Genomic DNA, 17,552 nt, shown 5'->3' on the forward strand with positions numbered 1-17,552 from the left:
CGCATTCCTTACTTTCAGTTATCAGTTCAATTATTTTACCATCCTGGTGTTTGTTTGTAAGCGCCATTGCTTTTTGCAACTTCGTCCGGATTCATAGGCCATGCCATATGTTTATTAGGATCGAAATTACGCTTAGGCCATACTTCCTGGATTGTATAGGGAGAAGCAGGATCTAACTTGTTGGCATGGATACGACCATGAAGCGGTGCATTGATCATCGCATAATCGCCCCATCTTTTCAGATCTTGTAATCTGTCGGTCCATTCACAGGCCAGTTCTACTCTGCGCTCATGTTTCAGATCATTCATAGTAGGATTAGCGATAGATGTCAGTCCTACGCGGTTGCGCACCTCATTCAGGGGAGCTGCTGCTTCACCACTTTTACCCAACTGGATCAGCGCTTCTGCCTTGAACAGCAGTATTTCTGCATAGCGCATCAGCGGCAGGTTCAGTGCTGTAGTAGGATAATCTCCACTTTGGTTAATGTTTGGATTCGAGCCTGGTTCATTATTTTTTCCATAGCTATAAGGCTCCATGTATTTATTCATCTGGAATCCTGATAAGCTATTGGTAGAAAAATAAGCGCGTTCCACTCCGAAGAAAGTAAATTTATCCCCAAAATTAAGAATGGTTACGTCACGTCTTGGGTCGTTGGCTTCATACGCGTCAAACAATTCGGCCGTAGGCTGAAAATATCCCCATCCGTTGTAAATACCCCATCCGGTGTTTTCCAGTACTACACCAGGAAATTCAGAACCACCCTGTACACCGGAAGTCACTGACCACATATATTCCGAGCTCCAGTTGTTGGCAATAGAAAATACGGCCCTGTAATTAGCTTTAGCACTTTCTTTTCCGGTAATGAGTGCCCGATGACCTTCTGTTTTAATTTTATCGCACAAAGCAGGTATCAGTGCCCATTTGGATTGATCATACTGTGCCCAGTAGGCGTATGCTTTCACCATATATCCCCAGGCAGCCGCCTTATGCGCTCTACCCTGGTTATCGGCGCTATATGTTTCGAACAGTGGCAACAGATCAGCAGCCTTCTGCATATCGCTCACAATCTGTGCATAGTTATCTGTTACAGACTTCAGTTGTGGTGCAATACGTTTTCCGAACTCAGGATTTTCAGGCCCATCGAAAGGTACGCCCTGGTTTTTATGTCCCCAGAGATAAGCGATCCAGAAGTGTGCAAAGCCCCTGACGAAATAAGCTTCGCCCAATGCCTGGTTGCGTGCACCTTCTGTGGTGTTTTTAGAAGTGGGTACACCCTGGATAACCTGGTTGGCCCTGTTCAGCATTTTGTACAGATCGTTCCAGCCTTCGGTCATGTATCCTTCTCTCCCACTGGGAATAAAGTTCTTGATATTTTCGCCGTTTGCCTTTGCCCTGCCCACAATGAGGTCATCGCTGGCATCCTGCATCCAGAAAAGATCACGGCCCCAGGTAGATTCATTACGCATGACCGAGTACATGTCTGCCGTTGCTTTTTTCAGGTCATTATCACTCTGCCAGAAGTAAGCCGTAGTAGGCGCTCCGTTGGGTTTGGTATCTACCCATTTGTTACAGGCGCTGCCGCCAGTAAGCATAGCCGCCAATATGATGATATGATTGATTCTCGCTTTCATAATACTTTTTTGTTTGATCAGAATTTAACATTAGCACCGATGGAGAATACGCGGGAAACCGGGAATTGTCCACCATCCAGTCCATAACCACCTACTTCAGGATCCATACCGGTATACTTGGTGAAAGTAAGCAGGTTGTCGCCGCTGAAGAATACGCGCAATCCCTGGTTCCAGCTCATTTTCTTAAAAGTGTAGCCAATGAGCAGGTTCTTTAATCTCAGGTAGTTACCATTTTCCAGGTACCAGTCTGAAGTTGTCTGAAAGTTTGTATTTGCATCCGCAGCGGAGATGATAGGAATATTGGAGCCTTTGTTGGTAGGTGACCATGCATCCAATATTTTATCCCAACGGTTGTAACCTTGTTCAGAACCGCTTAAGGTAGTCATCTTAAAGGCATTGAACAGTTTTACTCCACCTACTCCCTGGAAGAACAGGGTCATGTCAAAATTTTTCCAGTTAACACCGGCAGTAAATCCATAGGTTACTTTAGGGAACGCATTGCCCATGTATACGCGGTCATTGTCTGAAATTGAACCATCGCCATTTTCATCTACAAATTTCAGGTCGCCTGCTTTAGCAAATGGTTGTATCCTTTTACCATCTTTCGTATAAGCCTTTGCTTCTTCATCAGACTGGAAGATACCGGCTGTTTGGATCAGGTAATAAGAATAAAATGGTTGTCCCACAGTGGAACGAAATGGTGTTAAAGATCCTCGGAAAGCGTCACCATGTAGCCAGGTAGAATTAGGATTGTCATCAATAGCTACTACCCTGTTCTTTAAGGTGGCGATATTGGCACCCACTGTATAGCCCACTGTTCCAATACGATCATTCCAGTTTACGGCTACTTCAAATCCTTTGTTACCGATCTTTCCCTGGTTGATCATGGGAGGATCTATTCCATAGGTTTTAGGCCATGCTGCAGTTTGCTCCTGGATCAGATCATAAGTCAGTTTGTCAAAATAATCTGCAGTAATATTCAGACGTTGTTTCAGCATGCTGATATCGATACCGATATCTGTTTGCTGAGAAGTTTCCCAGGAGAGGGTAGGATTAAAAGACTTGGTCATTGCCAGGGAGTTGGCACGTGGCGCGCCATTACCGATCTGGTAGGTATAGTCAGCTGATAGCTTTGGATAACCGTAGTAGTTCGGAATAGAACCATAATTACCTATTCTTCCCCAACTGGCTCTTACTTTAAGCAGGTTTACTGCAGCCACCTGGAAGAAAGGTTCGGAACTGATCTTCCATGCGGCGGTTACGCCCGGGAATCCTTTACCACGGTACCCTTCCGCGAGCCTGCCGGCAATATCATAACGGTAACTACCCGTTACAAAATAGCGATCTGCCCAGCTGTAAGCGATTCTTCCTACATAGGAAGCTGATCTGTCTTTCCATTCATCATCGGTGGGTTGCGTGCGGTCAAAAACACCAGCATTGAGAAAGAACTGTGCCCAGGGTGCTTCATTTTCGAAGGTCATGGCAGCAGCTGTAAAATTACGGTGGGATTCTTCCTGGGCCGTGATAGACGCCATGGCACCGATGTTATGCTTCTTAATGATTTTGTTATAGTTCAGGGTATTTTCCCAGATCCAGTGATAGTCTTTATCGCTGGAGTAAGACAATTTATTTTGCTCACTTGGTTTTCCGGGTTCTGTTCTTTTAGGTTCAAAATTTTTCCACAAGCCGTTACTCTGACGGTAAGAAAACCGGGTCAGGTAGCTTAGTCCCGGCAGGATGTCTGATACAGTTACTTCGGTAACAGACTGCAGGTCACTTTTCTTGTTATAAGGTTGGTTCCTCAGCAAGGTAGCTACCGGGTTTACCGCATCACCGTATATCCCGTTATAAACGCCATCACGCGGACCTGTTCCTCCGAATGTTCCGTCGGCATAGTAAGGGGTGGCAGAGCGGGGCATGTAAATAGCTGAGGTAATTATACCAGTATAACCGCTGGCCGTTTCTGCATCCCTGTTATCATTATTATTCCAGAAGATGTTCTGGCGTAATTTTACATTTTTTGAAAACTCGTAAATGGTGTTAAATCTTAAGGAAATATTTTTATTATAGGTATTCAACAGGGTACCTTCTTCATTTTCGTAGCGGGCCTGGAAGAGGGTAGAAAACTTGTCTCCTCCTGCATTTACGCTGATATTATGTCTCTGGATCAAACCGGTGCGGAATATTTCTTTCATCCAGTCGGTACGGGTTACCGCGCCATAAGGATTTTTGGCTGGATCCCATCCTTCCAGCGGAGGCCGGCCGGCATTTTGCTGTGCCAGGTTAGACACTTTAGCTTCGTCTTCTGCAGTCAGTGATTGCAATGTACGCCATGCATTTTTAGCGCCTATAAAACCGGCATACTCTACAGAAGGTTTTCCTTTGGCCGCCTGACGGGTAGTAATGAGAATTACCCCTGCAGAACCAGAAAAGGCACCGTAAATAGCTGCAGAAGCAGCATCTTTCAATACAGTCATCGATTCCACGTCTGCAGGATTAAAAGGAGCACCAGGCACCCCATCTACCACATACAATACGTTTTCACCACTACCGGACCCCACACCGCGGATCACTATTTTATTGGCGTCACTGGTGTGGCCACCATTGCTTACCACGGTAACACCGGGTACGCGCCCCTGGATCATATTCCCAACGTCCATTACCGGGCGTTCCTTCAATGGTTTCATGTCCGAGATCACTGCCACAGCAGCAGACAGGTCACCTTTTTTCGCGGTACCATAACCCAATACAACTACTTCATTTAAACCACTGCTGCTTATTTTGAGCGTGAAGTTCAGCGTTTCAGCATTACCTGCTACAGCTTCTATGGTTTCATATCCTACGAAACTAAAAACCAGTACTGATTTTTCGTTCTCCGCAGTGATTTCATATCTTCCGTCTACATTTGTTACTGTTCTTGTTTTTGTTCCTTTCACCCATACAGAAACACCGGGAATAGGCTCCTTGGTTTCAGTGGTAATTCTACCTGTAATTTTATGGGTGGCGGCAGTCTGGGTAGTTTGTGTTACCGGGTCTTTCTCTGCTTTTCTCAGCAGGATTGCCTTGTCACTTACGCTGTACTCTATGCCTGATTTATTCCGGAGCAGGTTGAGTGCTTCATTCAACGTGATGTTGTCCGGTTTAAAATCGCTGACCATGATTTTGTCGAAATCCTGCTTTACATAGTTGAACGTAAAAGAACTCTGGGAGCCCAATGCATTCAACACCTGTGACAGGGAGGCACGGGAAATATCCAGTTTTACTTTTTCGTTCAACCCGCTTTGCCGTGCGTAGCCAAATGTAGCCGGCAAAAGGGTGCATCCCAATAAAAGGAATCGTTTAATTCGGGATGCAGTTGGCCCGCTTCTACGGGAGTACTGATCTGAAATGGTACATTTCATTTTCATGTGTTGAATTTTTCAGGAGTGTTCGCACGTGTATTAATAAATGGTAACCTGTCTTTCGGAAATGCGATATCGCTTACGGCTGATGTAGCATAGGTTGTCGAGCATCTTTGTGAAAGTGTCTGTTCTGAACATCACAGAAATATTTTTGTCTGCCCCCTGTGCATTTTCCCAGCGAACATTGTATCCGTAGCGGGTACACAAACGCATTACGGCATCTCTGAGCGGCAGATCTGTAGCACTGAATGCGCCTTCTCTCCATGCCGCTACCTTGCCGGCGTCTGTTTCATTGACGGCTATTCCTTTTTCTTCATTGTTATAAACCGCTGCATAGCCGGGCTTCAGAATGGTATTATCTTTTCCTGCACGCACTTTTACTTTACCCTGTACGAGTGATACACGTGTTAAGCCTTCTGCCGGATAAGCTTCTACGTTAAACTGTGTGCCCAATACCTGTATAGTCAGGTCCCTGGTGTGAATAATAAAAGGTTTACCTGTTTGTCCGTGTACATCAAAAAATCCTTCGCCGGTCAGTTGTACGCTCCGGACTTTCTGATTGAAGTCTTCTTTCCAGCGCAGCGAGGCGGCAGCATTCAGCCAGATGTGGGAGCTGTCTGGCAGTATCACCAGCTTTATGTGGTTGGTTTCGTTGGTGACCAGGAAAGCCGCATTATCTGCGGATGGATTTGTTTTTTGTTTAGCCTGGTGTATCCACCAATACCCTGCACCTGCCAGTAATAAAATGCTGGCAGCAGCGGCGGTCCATTTAATAGCCGATTGTTTCCACCAGACGATTTTTACGCCGGGCAGCCCATTACGGAAATTAGCCAGAAACTGTTGCTGGTAATGGCTGGCATCTGCCGCAGGCATATCTGCGTCATTACCTAAACCGTCATACCAACTGTCTAATATGGCCAGTTCTTCCGGCGTACATTTACCTGCATAAAATTTTTCTAACAGGGCATGAGCCCTTGGGTATTTTTTCGGTGCCATCTATAGGTGAATACCCGGAGAGCAAAAAATGTTAACTAAGGGGAATGTTAAGAAATTGTAAACAGCAAAAAAGAAGAAACGAGGCTGGCAGACAAGGCAGGATTTTCTTTGATATGTGCTTTCACCTGCTTTAAGGCGCGGCTGTATAAAACCCTTGCTGATGCAGGGTCTATGCCCAGTTGTTGTGCTATTTTCTGGTAGGAATAATGATACTGTACGCGTAGTACAAATAATTGGCGCTGGCTGGGAGAAAGGATCTCCATAGCGTCCTTTATAATGCCTTCTTTCAGGCCGTGTAAATCTTCCGGAGCCAGGGCGCCGGGCACTTCCAGTGTATCATTCAGTAATACTTCCAGCTTTCTGAGATGTGCCTGATAGCGGCCGTTGGTGCGGTAATATTTAAATATGCGGAACTTCAGGGCATTGAGCAGGTAAAATTCCAGTGTTTCATCTTTGGGCACCTCTTCCCATTTCTCCCAGAGAGAAAGCAATACATCCTGTACAATATCAAACGCATCGTGCGCATTGGTTTTAGCCACGGCAATGCCTAATAGCTTGTCCCAGTAAGCAGTTACAGATGATTCAAAATCCTGCTGACGCGAAGTAGCGGATGTATTTTGGAAAGATAATTTCTTATGCCCGAACATAGTTGGAAAATAACAAGTCCCTACAAATGTAATCGCTTAATATTACGTAGATATTAACTTTGCTGATTCCTGGCTGATACTCCTGTTAAAAATCGATTTAGCTTAGTTCGACAAGTAACTATAACGGTGAACTACTGTATAAAAACGGCCTCTGTATTGAATTGGTTTTATCTAAAGTTGAAAGTTGATGTGGATTTCATAACGTTACATCCCATTACAATCATTTATGGAAGCAATATAAATTTACTTTTCGAATATGAGAAAAGTTTGTATATATTTTATAATTTTTAAAATTATAAAAATATATCTGCGTGCTAAATATTCAGCAGCCGGCAGGAGTTCGTTCCTGCCGGCTGCTGTGTAGCTATTTTCATCTCCCTGATTAATATTCTGCAAAAGAGTTATCCACATAACACCATAGCCATTGCTCACCGGGTTCTGCAGAAGCAACCACCGGATGTGTGGTAGCATGGTAATGTTGTGTCATGTGCCGTGCAGGAGAATCGTCACAACAAAGCGTGGCGCCACAGGTTTGGCAGGTGCGTAAATGCAGCCAGGTACCGTTGTTTTTTATACATTCCTCACATACGTGCTCCGTCCCGATTCTGATATCTGTAATGGCTTCCAGGTGTGAACATATTGACATAAAAAAGATTTAAACTTCCGCTAAATATTTATGCACCATGCTGATACTCATAGACCCTTCTCCTACCGCAGAGGCTACACGGCTCATAGCGCCGGAGCGCACATCACCGGCAGCAAATATGCCAGGACAACTGGTTTCCAGTAAATAGGGTTCTCTGTCCAGCTTCCATAGTTTACCAAAATAGTCAAACGACTTCATTTCTCTGCCGGTTTGTACATACCCCTTCTCATCCTTTATAATAAGATCCCCCAGCCATTCGGTATATGGCCTTGCACCAATGAATATATATAAGGCATCGGCAGTCACTTCTTTTACTTCTTTGGTATTCAGGTCCTCTATTTTCAGACCATTTAACCTGTCGATGCCGGTAGCCTCCACGATTTCGCTATGATTCAGTATCACAATATTGTGGATATCATTGATCTGATCAATCAGGTAAGAAGACATGGTAGCTGTCAGATCACTTTTCCGGATAATGATAAAGACTTCCTTGGCAAACCGGGAAAGATACACGGCTGCCTGGCCCGCGGAGTTACCTCCTCCCAGGACATACACGCTCTTTTCCTTACAGGACGCCGCTTCTGTAGTGGCTGCCCCGTAATAAATTCCTGCCCCGGTAAATTGTTCTATGCCGGCAGTATCCAGTTTACGGTAATCAACACCAGTGGTAATCACTACCGCACGTGTATTGATTTCCGTACCGCTTTCCAGGCAAACAATTTTATAATCTGCCTTGAGTTTAATTTCCTTCACCGACTGTGGCGACAAAAATTCTGTTCCAAACCGCGTTGCCTGTGTAATGGCACGGCGGGTAAGTTCTGCGCCGCTCAAACCGGAAGGGAAACCAAGATAGTTCTCTATACGTGAGCTGGTACCCGCTTGTCCGCCTGGTGCATGTCGCTCTACCAGCAATGTTTTCAGTCCTTCAGAAGCGCCGTAAACAGAGGCGGCTAAACCTGCAGGGCCGGCACCGATAATCACCACATCATAGATTTCATTTTTCAGGGTAGGGTTCAAACCAATCCTGGCGGCGATATCAATGATCGGCGGACAGGATACCATTTCCCCGTTCTCAAAAAAGACCACCGGCAAAACAGCGGTATCCAGCTGATTGATCTGCATCAGCAACTTTCCTTCTTCTCCGCTGGCGTCCACAGAATGATAAGGTATCAGGTTGCTGGCCAGAAATTCCTTGATATGATAAGCCTTGGAAGAATAAGGATGCCCCAGCACCTTAATACCCTGAAATTCCGGCCGGTAGCTGTTTTGCCAGTCGTCCAGCAAATCATTGATCACCGGATACAACTTCTCTTCCGGTGGATCCCACGGCTTCATCAGGTAATAATCCAGTCTTAACTCGTTAATCGCCTTGATGGCGGCACTCGTATCAGAATACGCGGTCAGCAACACCCTTTTGGCAGCGGGGTAAATAGCGATCGCCTGTTGCAGGAAATCAACACCTTCCATTTCAGGCATCCGTTGATCAGAGATGAAAAGTGCCACTGTTTCATTCCGGTTTTTCAGTTCTATCAGGCTTTGTAATGCTTCCGTGGCGGACAACGTACTCAGTATACGGTAAGATTTTCTGTAGTAGGTTTTCAGGTCCTGGGTAATGGCATTCAGCACCTGTCTGTCATCATCAATTGCAAATATTATAGGCAGACTCATAGCTTCTAAGTTAATTATTTTCTATAGGAAAGGAAACGGTAAAAATTGTTTTCCCCGGAACAGATACCTGCTTTACAATCCCATGGTGCCTTTGCACTATCTGCATCACCACATCGAGTCCGAGGCCGGTGCCCTTTCCCATTTCTTTGGTAGTAAAAAAAGGTTCAAATATTCTCGATTGAATTTCTGCCGGAATACCAGGACCATTATCCGTAATAGTAACGTGTACGTATTGCCGGTCCTTGGTGGTAGCAATTTCCAGGCTACCCTTTTTATTGACTTCCATGGCATCAATAGCATTATCTACCAGGTTAGTCCATACCTGGTTTAATTCTCCCGGCAATGCTTTTATCTTTGGTAAAGTAGTATCATACTGTTCCACAATCTCAATATTCCCCTTTCGGATTTTGAAATTCAGCATCGCCAGTGTATTGCTTATACCGCTGTGTATATCGATAAATTGTTTATCCGGTTCCTGATCCATGTACGTATAACTTTTCACAGAGGCTACCAGGTCAGCTATTCTTTTGGCAGATAACTGCAAATCGGTTACCATCCTGTTGGCGACCAGGGCACTATGTATCCAGCTGAATATTACCGGCAGATGCTGGGGCGGGAATTGCTGACAAAACTTCTCCAGTGCATCTTTATCCTGATCATACTCCGCCAGTACTTCCGCTATTTCCAGCTGATCTATATTTTTGCTCTCCAGCCAGTCTTCCAGCTCATTCGTTTTATCAGACAATGCCAGCATGCCCGGCGCTTTCTCCGGCCTGCTACCCTGCATATGCAATAACTGATCTACTAATACGCCGGCCTCTTTTTCCGATAAACAAATCGCCGACATCTGCCTGAAAATAGCCGGCAGGTTCCGTATATTATCAAACAAAGCAGTAGCACTACGCGTAATCGCAGCCACCGGATTATTTAGTTCATGCGCCAGCCCGGCGGACAATTTTCCCAACGCCATCATTTTTTCATTCTGTTGCTGGAAAGACGTATTATCCCGTACCCTGCTGGTCATGATGTGGACCAACGCTTCTGTGAGTTCGTAATGCTGCTCTATATTTTTCTTCAATACATCTGCATGACAGGAAATCACCCGCGTCTCTTTCAGACAGAGCCCAGTTCCTATCGCATTCTTTACCCTGGAAAAAGGCAACCATCCGGTGATGCTATCATCATTTAATTCTGCCACTTCCCGGTAATGACCATTGATGGTAGAGGAAATACGCACCTTTCCGGTGATGACAATCACCGTGGTGACCACCGGATCTCCGGCTTTAAACAGCGGCTCACCTTCCGGCACCACCCGCTCTTCCGACTGCGAAAGCAGCCAATCCAACTGTTCCAATGGTACATCCTTAAGTGCCGGGATATTCTTTAGTTGTGTTGCTGTTATAGGTTCCATAAAAAAAGGATTGCGGTATATTACCAAATATAAGCTTTCAGTGCACCTCAAAACTATAATAATTTCCTGTAGCTTTGGCAGCTATCCATAAACCATTATCCGATGCTTACTGAAGATGCAGCCATCGCCATACAGGAAGAGTTACGCGCAAAGGTGATCACCACAGATGTATTACCTGACCCGATAAAAATTATTGCCGGCACAGATGTAGAATACGATAAAGATTCCAACCTGATTGCCGGCAGCATTGTACTGCTGGATTATGATACCTTACAGGTAATCGCCGTTGCCTCCCATTGTATGGAAGTCACCTTTCCTTATATCCCGGGCTTGTTTTCCTTCCGGGAGATGCCACCACTGTTACGCGCCTACGAAAAACTACCACTACATCCGGACCTCATTATTTGTGACGGACAGGGAGTAGCGCATCAACGCCGTTTCGGGCTGGCTTCTCATTTTGGCGTTATCCTGGATAAGCCGGTGATTGGCTGTGGCAAAACAAAACTTTGCGGTGAATATAACGACCTGGGAGCCGCCAGAGGGAGCATCGCGCCACTATTGGATCCGGACCATATCGGCAATGCATTAAGAACACAGGACGGCATTAACCCGGTATTTGTATCCACCGGGCATAAAATATCTCTGGCTACCGCCACAGATATTGTGCTGAAAGTATGCACCCAGTACCGGCTGCCGGAAACCACCCGGCTGGCCGATCACTATGCGCGTCTGGCATTGCTGGAACACAAAAAATAGAAATATTTGGTTATTTGGAATTATTATTTATATATTTGCAACCCCAAACGGGGAATACGGAATGGTTGAAAAGCCTGCCTGTAGGAAGGATCGGTAGTTCAGTTGGTTAGAATGCCGCCCTGTCACGGCGGAGGTCGCGGGTTCGAGTCCCGTCCGGTCCGCAAAATCTCGAAGGAACCCGCGCTAGTCGCGGGTTTTCTATTTTAAGTCGAGTATTTAGTCGAGTTCCGATTAATTCTCTCTCGTTTTTTTATGCTACCTTATTAAGGCTAACTATCACTTACTAAGATACAAATATAATTACAGATTCTTACCCTTCCCCCCCTACCAACAGTAATGTACAGCCAAAATAGATTTGGAAAAAGTGTATGCATTTCCGTATATTTATAACACCCCCAAAGGTTTTTGTTAACAATAAAAGGAAATGAGAAGTTTGAATTTGAGGCGGATACAGTCCTTTGCCACGTTTGATTTACCCATTAACTACAATTACATCTATTCCAGGTTTCACAAAACACATGAAGATTATTGTTCTTCTTATGCTGTTTGGGCTACAACAGCTACACGTCATAGACTTATTAGTGATTATTGGGGAGATGTTCTACGACATTACCTACTGTTATTAGGTATAAGTATTCTTTTTGTAATCCTACTGGATAGCCCATTGATTTTTACCAGAGGCATTCATCTTGGTGTTTTATTTATGATAGGAGCACTCGCTTATGTGCCCATCTATTATTTCATCTACCGGCCTACCTTCAATTGTGACTTTCTACCAAAACTTGAGACTGCGATAGTGGCCTTTGAAGGAAAAGAACAAGCCTGGTTAGAAAAATGTAAACAGGATCAGTTGTCAAACCGGGCATTGGTTCTTCTATTTTACGTACTGGAAAAGACGAGTAGATTAAGTTTTCTTTCGCCCACCGACAGATGTGCCGATCAATTACATCAAATTTTTGGTGTTAGCCCTAAGGGAATGAAAAATGAACTTGAACTGGTATTTAAAAAAGATAAGCTGGTCAGAAAGCAACTTATTGAATTCTGCCTCATTTCGTTCTGCGTCATATTTCAATTCATTTTACTTGTTTGAATCCGCCGGTCGGCGGATGAAAAAACAGCCCACCAATGCGATAGCATGCAGTGGGTCAGAAGTTTTGGTATTACCAAAACATAGCTGGCTATACCGAACCTCAAGACCCATATGCTCCTGTCCGCATGATTTTCTTGTGCTATAATTTGTCGTCTGATTTGGGAGAAGCTATCTTTTTACCCTCCCCTTCAGGCCCGACTTTCTTGGGTCCAGACTTGGCTAATTTGTTCTGAGGTGGTAACTCTATTTCAAAAACCATGGGGTTATCTATCCCGTGTTTATAAATATTCCTTTTCAAGTCCATCCAAAGTTGAATGTTGTAATCTGCCAATTCTATCAGTTCGTCACGGGTTAACTTGAAGGGATTATATACGGCTGCGGGGGAATTACTTTCTAAAACGCCATCATTACAGGCAAGTATATTGGGGCGATACCCTTCCCCAAGTTCCAATGATTTCCCAATAGCCATACTATTTCCAAATAACTTTATCTGTTTACCAGAACTTAATTGCAGTGTTTTTCTTTTGAAGTCTGCCATAATTTGAGATCTTAAATAATTGAGTAATTACTCCTGAGAGGAGTGGGTTACAGTGAAAAGAAAAGGTAGAGCTATTATCCATCCCCTTTTCTGATGTTAACTTGGACGTAGTTTTTTGAAGTTGCCTTGTGTGTGCCTGGTGGTTTGCGCGAGGTTTGAATAGATGAGAAATTGACTCAGAACTTTGTAGTTCCCATATGTCTGACTGCAACCGCGGTACTTCTTATCCATGGCTAAAGCTTTGGTGCGTTGGGTAATACCTGTCTTATCTCTATCCAAATACAGATGAATAGCTTGATGCTGCTCCATTAATCTCAGGCTCTTTTTAAAGAAGGATAAAGAATTTAGCACCAGGTAATTGGTCACTGGCAGATCTTCACCCTGATGGATCTTCAGGAAAGACAGAAAACTGAAGAAGCCTTCGTATACGGATACTTCCGATACACCATTATCAATAAACATGGTTGCGTTCGGGCTGGAACTTCGTTGAAGTATGGATTCAGCAATTCGTAGCCACCGGCATCATTTTTAAACCCAATTGCGTAACAGTCATTCTTATAGAGAGAATATTGAACCTCCCGACATATCCCAGGAATGTCAGGTAGCCAACCATATCTATTCACTTAGCCTGTCATAAGTTACATTAGAGGGGGTACCGAACCAATTTAACAACCTCTTCGCAGACCAGCATACGAAGCATCTTCCAATATTGCCCCCACTCAATCAGAAATAACATACCCGCTTCCACCTGTTCAATCTTCGCTTTTTTGTTTTCCATAATTTTCTGATTTAGTCATCAAATATGGCTTTGTCGGCAAGAAAAAACAGGTTAAGTATACTTGTTTCTGAAAAAAAAGATGAATGGGAGCCAGCTGCATTATTCTATTGCAAGATCAAATCCGGACTTTTATAATTACATTTCCACGATAGCGATAAAAACAACAAACCACTCCGCAGTCAGTCTCTGCGGAATTGTTAGTAGTTTTCAAAAGCTAGCATTAGCTGCGAAATTTCAGGAGGAAATTGTGAATAAACTTTCAGACTTCTTTACCGGAAGCGTTTCCAAACAATTATTTGAACAACCCTGCATCAGAATTAATGTTCCTGATGCAATGTGTCAATCGTTAAAGATTGTATTATTATAGTTTTTCCGTCTTTTCCGTTCACTGTATCCAACTTTCCATTTAAGACCACCGGAAACCGCTGAATTTGATTGTTTTTCTTAATGGATGCCTGCTGGAATGTCTTTTTGCAGGAGAATAGTCAGAAAAACCTCAGCCACGCGAGACAACTTAAAACAAATAAGTCCCGATAATGTATCAGATAAGGATATTCTGGCTAATCTGTATGTAATACCTTGTTAATTTCTCTTTTAGGTCCACTTCAGAGAATAATTTAGCCCGTTAGAAGTAACATAACATTTTCCGCAATATTTTGAAAGTACAAACGGAAATTGACCGCATCCATTTGCGGGCTGTCAGGGATCTCATTTTGATATTTTATCCTGCTCTAGTTGGAATATTCTCTCAGTACAATCCCTAGCCTGTTCTTTATGGTTGAGATTTCAAAGCGTTATACAACGCTTAGTCGTAAGTAGTTTGGTTACTTTCTCCAACATTAATGCCCCTAAGGAAAATCTGCTTATCTGCCAATTTTTCATTTGGAACCGTTCCCGTTTTTGAGGACTGGTTCCAAATGAAAATTGGCGCCTTTTACTATGCGAAGAGGAAAATAACACTGTATCTTCACTCCCGCAATGATATAAAAACCGAAAAAGTATGAGATTGCAAATATTCCACAGCCCATCGTTCCAGCACTTGAGGTCGAAGGTCAGTTTATGAATGAAGTTATTCCGACACCAGGCAACTGAACAGAGAACCGCCACGTCGCAATTAGTAAATGACTAAACCGGAACAGTTCAACGGCCAGCAATGAGCACTATGGGACCAAAATGATTTGACCATCAAACTACTAAAAAAGAAACCGGAATACGGTTACACATGGTAATTAGATTTCCCTACAAAATCGGATCTCCATATTTAATATACGCTATAAAACAACCAATATGTATCAATACATATCTTCTCGAATATCGAAATATCTTTTTCCGTTTTTCATTTTCTTAGTGACGGCGATGTATGGTCAATATGCAAAGGCTGATGTAAAACTACCTGCTATATTTTCTGATGGAATGGTATTACAGCGCAACAAACCGGTGCTTATATGGGGCTTTGGAAATCCCGGGGAACCGATATCATTGCGCATAGCTGGCCAGTTCAAAACTGCTATAACTGATACCGCTGGTAATTGGACTATAAAACTTGATCCCTTAAAGGTGGGCAGCCCACTTCAGTTAATTGTAAAGGGAAAGGAAAATCAAATTGAGATCCACGATATTTTAGTTGGCGAGGTTTTTTTGTGTTCCGGCCAGTCCAATATGGCCATGTCTTTGGATGCATGCAGAAGGTTTGGTAATCCCAATGCCCAAACCGACGCGGAACAAACCACACTCCCTATGGTACGCATATTCCAAACACCTAATGCAACATTTGCAGTCCAGCCCGAAAAGGATGTTTCCGGACAATGGCAATCCTTAAGCCCGGATAGGAATTTGACTTACTCAGCAATAGCCTTTTATTTCTCCCGCTCAATGTACAGGTACTTAAAAGTTCCGATAGGTATAATACGCTCGTCCAATGCTGGAGGGCCTATCGAAGCGAAGATGCCGCTTGAAGCTTTGCTATCCGTAGAATGCGGTAAAAACTATTATGATGAAGTCATTAAACTATCTAACCCGGAAATGATGAAAAAACAGCGGGATGAGATATTACAAAAGTGGGAGAAAGAAGTGCGGGATGTTACAGCAGTAGGACAAGTCCCTCCTCCGAAACCAAAAGCTCGAAACCCTTTAAATGGAGCTTATCCTGCTGCTGATTGGAATGGTGTTATTGCCCCTGTAATTAAGTATACGAAAACGGCGATCCTTTGGTATCAAGGGGAACATAACGTCGCACGCGCCTTTAATTACAGAAAGTTATTACCTGTTTTGATTTCGTCATGGAGAGCAGAAAGCGGTGATTCAAATCTACCTTTTATATTCGTTCAACTTCCGGCATTCGGTAGTATCACCATGAATGATAACTGGGCATTAGTACGTGAATCGCAGTTGGTTACCCTTAAAGCAACACATCATACCGGAATGGTTGTGACAATCAATACAGGCGATAGGCAGAATATACATCCACCGGATAAAGCTATTGTAGCGGACCGCCTCTTTAAGGAAACGCAACACATAATATACGGTGAACATGCGTCAGGATGTGGGCCCCTGTTTGATGATTTTAAAGTTGATGGCAAAAAGATAATTGTGAAATTTACTCATATCAACGGATCAATGAAGTTCTTATCGGGGCAGGAAGCAAAGGGTTTTGTCATTGCGGGTGAAGATAGAAAATTCTATCCTGCAGAGGCCTTCATAAATGGAACAACCGTTGAAGTCTTCTCTCCGGATGTTCCCCTGCCTGTAGCCGTAAGATATGCATGGGCGGGATTTCCTGACGTAAGCCTTTTCGATGCGTTTGATATGCCTGCAAGTCCATTCAGAACCGATAATTGGTAATGCTTTGATGGCGCAATGGAATAATAAAACGTTTTGGCATTGTCTCCTCAGCGAAGATACAATTAAGCTGGATACATATAAATACTATTGCATACCTAAAAAATGAGTTGCAGCGTGAGTTTTATTTTACAATGTCTACGAATAAAGACTTTCACTATAAGGCTCTTGAGAATTAATCTCAGTATGAATCCATTGATGATTTTCATGAAATCAAAACTGATCAAAAGTGGAGGGATGAAATTAGAAATATGATAGGCGTTGCCAAAGTCGCTATATTGACTTCCAGCAACGACTTTTGGGGATCTGAATTGAAAATAAGCTCGTTAAAATCTACAGGACCCTTCAGCAAAACTAATTTATTCTGGGTATGGCGGTATTCGAACACCGCTCCGGGCGTTACCTTACAGAAAGTGGCGAATCAACCTAATGTGACCTATTACGGCAGATTAATTAGCCGTATCAGCGACAGCGTAATAAAATGTGACTATGGTTCCAGTTTTCCGTATCAGGTCTACGATAGCACCCGCAGTCTGATAAAAGACTGTGAGAACATCCGGTTCATGCTCTGCAATTGTTATCGCGGTTCATGGCTGACCCCAAGTATCCTGATAAAATTACGGAGCCAATTCCTCAGAAGATAATAGATACCATCTCCTACATTCAAATGAATTTAGGTCAACCGCTCACGATTGCATTTCTTACGCAAAGAGCCAATCAGCATGTTGACTATTTCTCCCGGCAGTTTCTCCATCATATAGGAGAAAGCCCACTACCTATGTACAAATAACACGTATTGAACGAGCACAATACCTCATCGTTACTAGCAATTTACCCTATGCTGAAATAGCATCCAAAACGGGTTTGATAATATATCACATTTTTTCAGGGTATTTACAAAAATTACCCAGCTTACTCCGAGCGAATACAGAAAAAGAAGTCAGTGATATTGACTACAACATTCATTCTACTGCCACAAAAAAATTGCAATCGATTTACAGCAATTCTACAAAAAATAAATCGATACTAATCCCCGCAAATATAATCCAGCAGAGAGAAATCCTGCAATCGATTTACAGTTAATAGCTCCACAAAACAGGTCGGATTTATACAAAAGAAAGTCTTTATTAGAAAAAGTGATGCTTGTGCAAG

At 43.5% G+C, this 17,552-nt stretch carries 13 protein-coding genes and 1 tRNA gene; 4 read left to right on the forward strand and 10 right to left on the reverse strand.

Annotation, left to right across the window (positions count from 1 at the left end; translation table 11 throughout):
• Positions 1 to 35 precede the first annotated feature (35 nt).
• From AC1DCV_RS31970 to AC1DCV_RS32000, 7 genes are all read right to left on the reverse strand, one after another.
• Positions 36 to 1,631, reverse strand: a complete 1,596-nt coding sequence (locus AC1DCV_RS31970; protein ID WP_477026988.1) for a RagB/SusD family nutrient uptake outer membrane protein — start codon at positions 1,629 to 1,631, stop codon at positions 36 to 38.
• Between the two features lie 17 nt (positions 1,632 to 1,648).
• The gene (locus tag AC1DCV_RS31975) at positions 1,649 to 5,038 is read right to left on the reverse strand and encodes a SusC/RagA family TonB-linked outer membrane protein (RefSeq protein ID WP_477026989.1); all 3,390 of its coding nucleotides are present in this window, start codon (positions 5,036 to 5,038) and stop codon (positions 1,649 to 1,651) included.
• A gap of 33 nt (positions 5,039 to 5,071) precedes the next feature.
• The gene (locus tag AC1DCV_RS31980) at positions 5,072 to 6,028 is read right to left on the reverse strand and encodes a FecR family protein (RefSeq protein ID WP_477026990.1); all 957 of its coding nucleotides are present in this window, start codon (positions 6,026 to 6,028) and stop codon (positions 5,072 to 5,074) included.
• Between the two features lie 47 nt (positions 6,029 to 6,075).
• On the reverse strand, positions 6,076 to 6,675 hold the full coding sequence (locus tag AC1DCV_RS31985; RefSeq protein ID WP_441573902.1) for an RNA polymerase sigma factor: 600 nt from the start codon (positions 6,673 to 6,675) through the stop codon (positions 6,076 to 6,078).
• A 382-nt stretch (positions 6,676 to 7,057) separates the two neighbouring features.
• On the reverse strand, positions 7,058 to 7,321 hold the full coding sequence (locus tag AC1DCV_RS31990; RefSeq protein WP_477026991.1) for a UBP-type zinc finger domain-containing protein: 264 nt from the start codon (positions 7,319 to 7,321) through the stop codon (positions 7,058 to 7,060).
• 9 nt (positions 7,322 to 7,330) lie between these two features.
• Positions 7,331 to 8,989, reverse strand: a complete 1,659-nt coding sequence (locus AC1DCV_RS31995) for an NAD(P)/FAD-dependent oxidoreductase (RefSeq protein ID WP_477026992.1) — start codon at positions 8,987 to 8,989, stop codon at positions 7,331 to 7,333.
• Between the two features lie 10 nt (positions 8,990 to 8,999).
• Positions 9,000 to 10,400: an ATP-binding protein gene (locus AC1DCV_RS32000; protein ID WP_477026993.1), complete on the reverse strand. Its 1,401-nt coding sequence runs from the start codon at positions 10,398 to 10,400 to the stop codon at positions 9,000 to 9,002.
• Positions 10,401 to 10,502: 102 nt separating this feature from the next.
• Between AC1DCV_RS32000 and nfi the strand changes: the two genes are divergently transcribed.
• Positions 10,503 to 11,156 carry a deoxyribonuclease V gene (gene nfi / locus AC1DCV_RS32005; RefSeq protein WP_477026994.1) on the forward strand — a complete coding sequence of 218 codons (654 nt, stop codon included), beginning with the start codon at positions 10,503 to 10,505 and terminating at the stop codon, positions 11,154 to 11,156.
• Positions 11,157 to 11,243: 87 nt separating this feature from the next.
• A tRNA-Asp gene (locus AC1DCV_RS32010) sits at positions 11,244 to 11,317 on the forward strand.
• A gap of 1,068 nt (positions 11,318 to 12,385) precedes the next feature.
• On the opposite strand, the gene AC1DCV_RS32015 is transcribed toward AC1DCV_RS32010, so the two are convergent.
• From AC1DCV_RS32015 to AC1DCV_RS32025, 3 genes are all read right to left on the reverse strand, one after another.
• Positions 12,386 to 12,784, reverse strand: coding sequence for a hypothetical protein (locus AC1DCV_RS32015; RefSeq protein ID WP_477026995.1), 399 nt, complete (start codon positions 12,782 to 12,784; stop codon positions 12,386 to 12,388).
• Between the two features lie 96 nt (positions 12,785 to 12,880).
• A complete protein-coding gene (locus AC1DCV_RS32020) occupies positions 12,881 to 13,246 on the reverse strand; it encodes a toprim domain-containing protein (protein ID WP_477026996.1) in 366 nt (121 codons plus the stop codon).
• A 181-nt stretch (positions 13,247 to 13,427) separates the two neighbouring features.
• Complete coding sequence (locus AC1DCV_RS32025; protein ID WP_477026997.1) at positions 13,428 to 13,562, reverse strand: hypothetical protein; 135 nt, start codon at positions 13,560 to 13,562, stop codon at positions 13,428 to 13,430.
• A 1,287-nt stretch (positions 13,563 to 14,849) separates the two neighbouring features.
• Here AC1DCV_RS32025 and AC1DCV_RS32030 point away from each other — a divergent pair.
• Together AC1DCV_RS32030 and AC1DCV_RS32035 are read left to right on the forward strand one after the other, a co-directional pair.
• The gene (locus tag AC1DCV_RS32030; RefSeq protein ID WP_477026998.1) at positions 14,850 to 16,403 is read left to right on the forward strand and encodes a sialate O-acetylesterase; all 1,554 of its coding nucleotides are present in this window, start codon (positions 14,850 to 14,852) and stop codon (positions 16,401 to 16,403) included.
• A 586-nt stretch (positions 16,404 to 16,989) separates the two neighbouring features.
• On the forward strand, positions 16,990 to 17,190 hold the full coding sequence (locus AC1DCV_RS32035; RefSeq protein ID WP_477026999.1) for a hypothetical protein: 201 nt from the start codon (positions 16,990 to 16,992) through the stop codon (positions 17,188 to 17,190).
• The last annotated feature ends 362 nt before the right edge of the window (positions 17,191 to 17,552 follow it).

The organism is Chitinophaga sp. 10T418 (genome assembly GCF_056394125.1).

Coding starts and splice junctions, on each gene's coding strand:
- AC1DCV_RS31985 (WP_441573902.1), bottom strand. CDS start 6,675: ATGTTCGGGCATAAGAAATTATCTTTCCAAAATACATCCGCTACTTCG.
- AC1DCV_RS32015 (WP_477026995.1), bottom strand. CDS start 12,784: ATGGCAGACTTCAAAAGAAAAACACTGCAATTAAGTTCTGGTAAACAG.
- AC1DCV_RS32025 (WP_477026997.1), bottom strand. CDS start 13,562: ATGGAAAACAAAAAAGCGAAGATTGAACAGGTGGAAGCGGGTATGTTA.
- AC1DCV_RS31990 (WP_477026991.1), bottom strand. CDS start 7,321: ATGTCAATATGTTCACACCTGGAAGCCATTACAGATATCAGAATCGGG.
- AC1DCV_RS32000 (WP_477026993.1), bottom strand. CDS start 10,400: ATGGAACCTATAACAGCAACACAACTAAAGAATATCCCGGCACTTAAG.
- nfi (WP_477026994.1), top strand. CDS start 10,503: ATGCTTACTGAAGATGCAGCCATCGCCATACAGGAAGAGTTACGCGCA.
- AC1DCV_RS32035 (WP_477026999.1), top strand. CDS start 16,990: ATGGCTGACCCCAAGTATCCTGATAAAATTACGGAGCCAATTCCTCAG.
- AC1DCV_RS31980 (WP_477026990.1), bottom strand. CDS start 6,028: ATGGCACCGAAAAAATACCCAAGGGCTCATGCCCTGTTAGAAAAATTT.
- AC1DCV_RS31995 (WP_477026992.1), bottom strand. CDS start 8,989: ATGAGTCTGCCTATAATATTTGCAATTGATGATGACAGACAGGTGCTG.
- AC1DCV_RS31975 (WP_477026989.1), bottom strand. CDS start 5,038: ATGAAAATGAAATGTACCATTTCAGATCAGTACTCCCGTAGAAGCGGG.
- AC1DCV_RS32030 (WP_477026998.1), top strand. CDS start 14,850: ATGTATCAATACATATCTTCTCGAATATCGAAATATCTTTTTCCGTTT.
- AC1DCV_RS31970 (WP_477026988.1), bottom strand. CDS start 1,631: ATGAAAGCGAGAATCAATCATATCATCATATTGGCGGCTATGCTTACT.
- AC1DCV_RS32020 (WP_477026996.1), bottom strand. CDS start 13,246: ATGTTTATTGATAATGGTGTATCGGAAGTATCCGTATACGAAGGCTTC.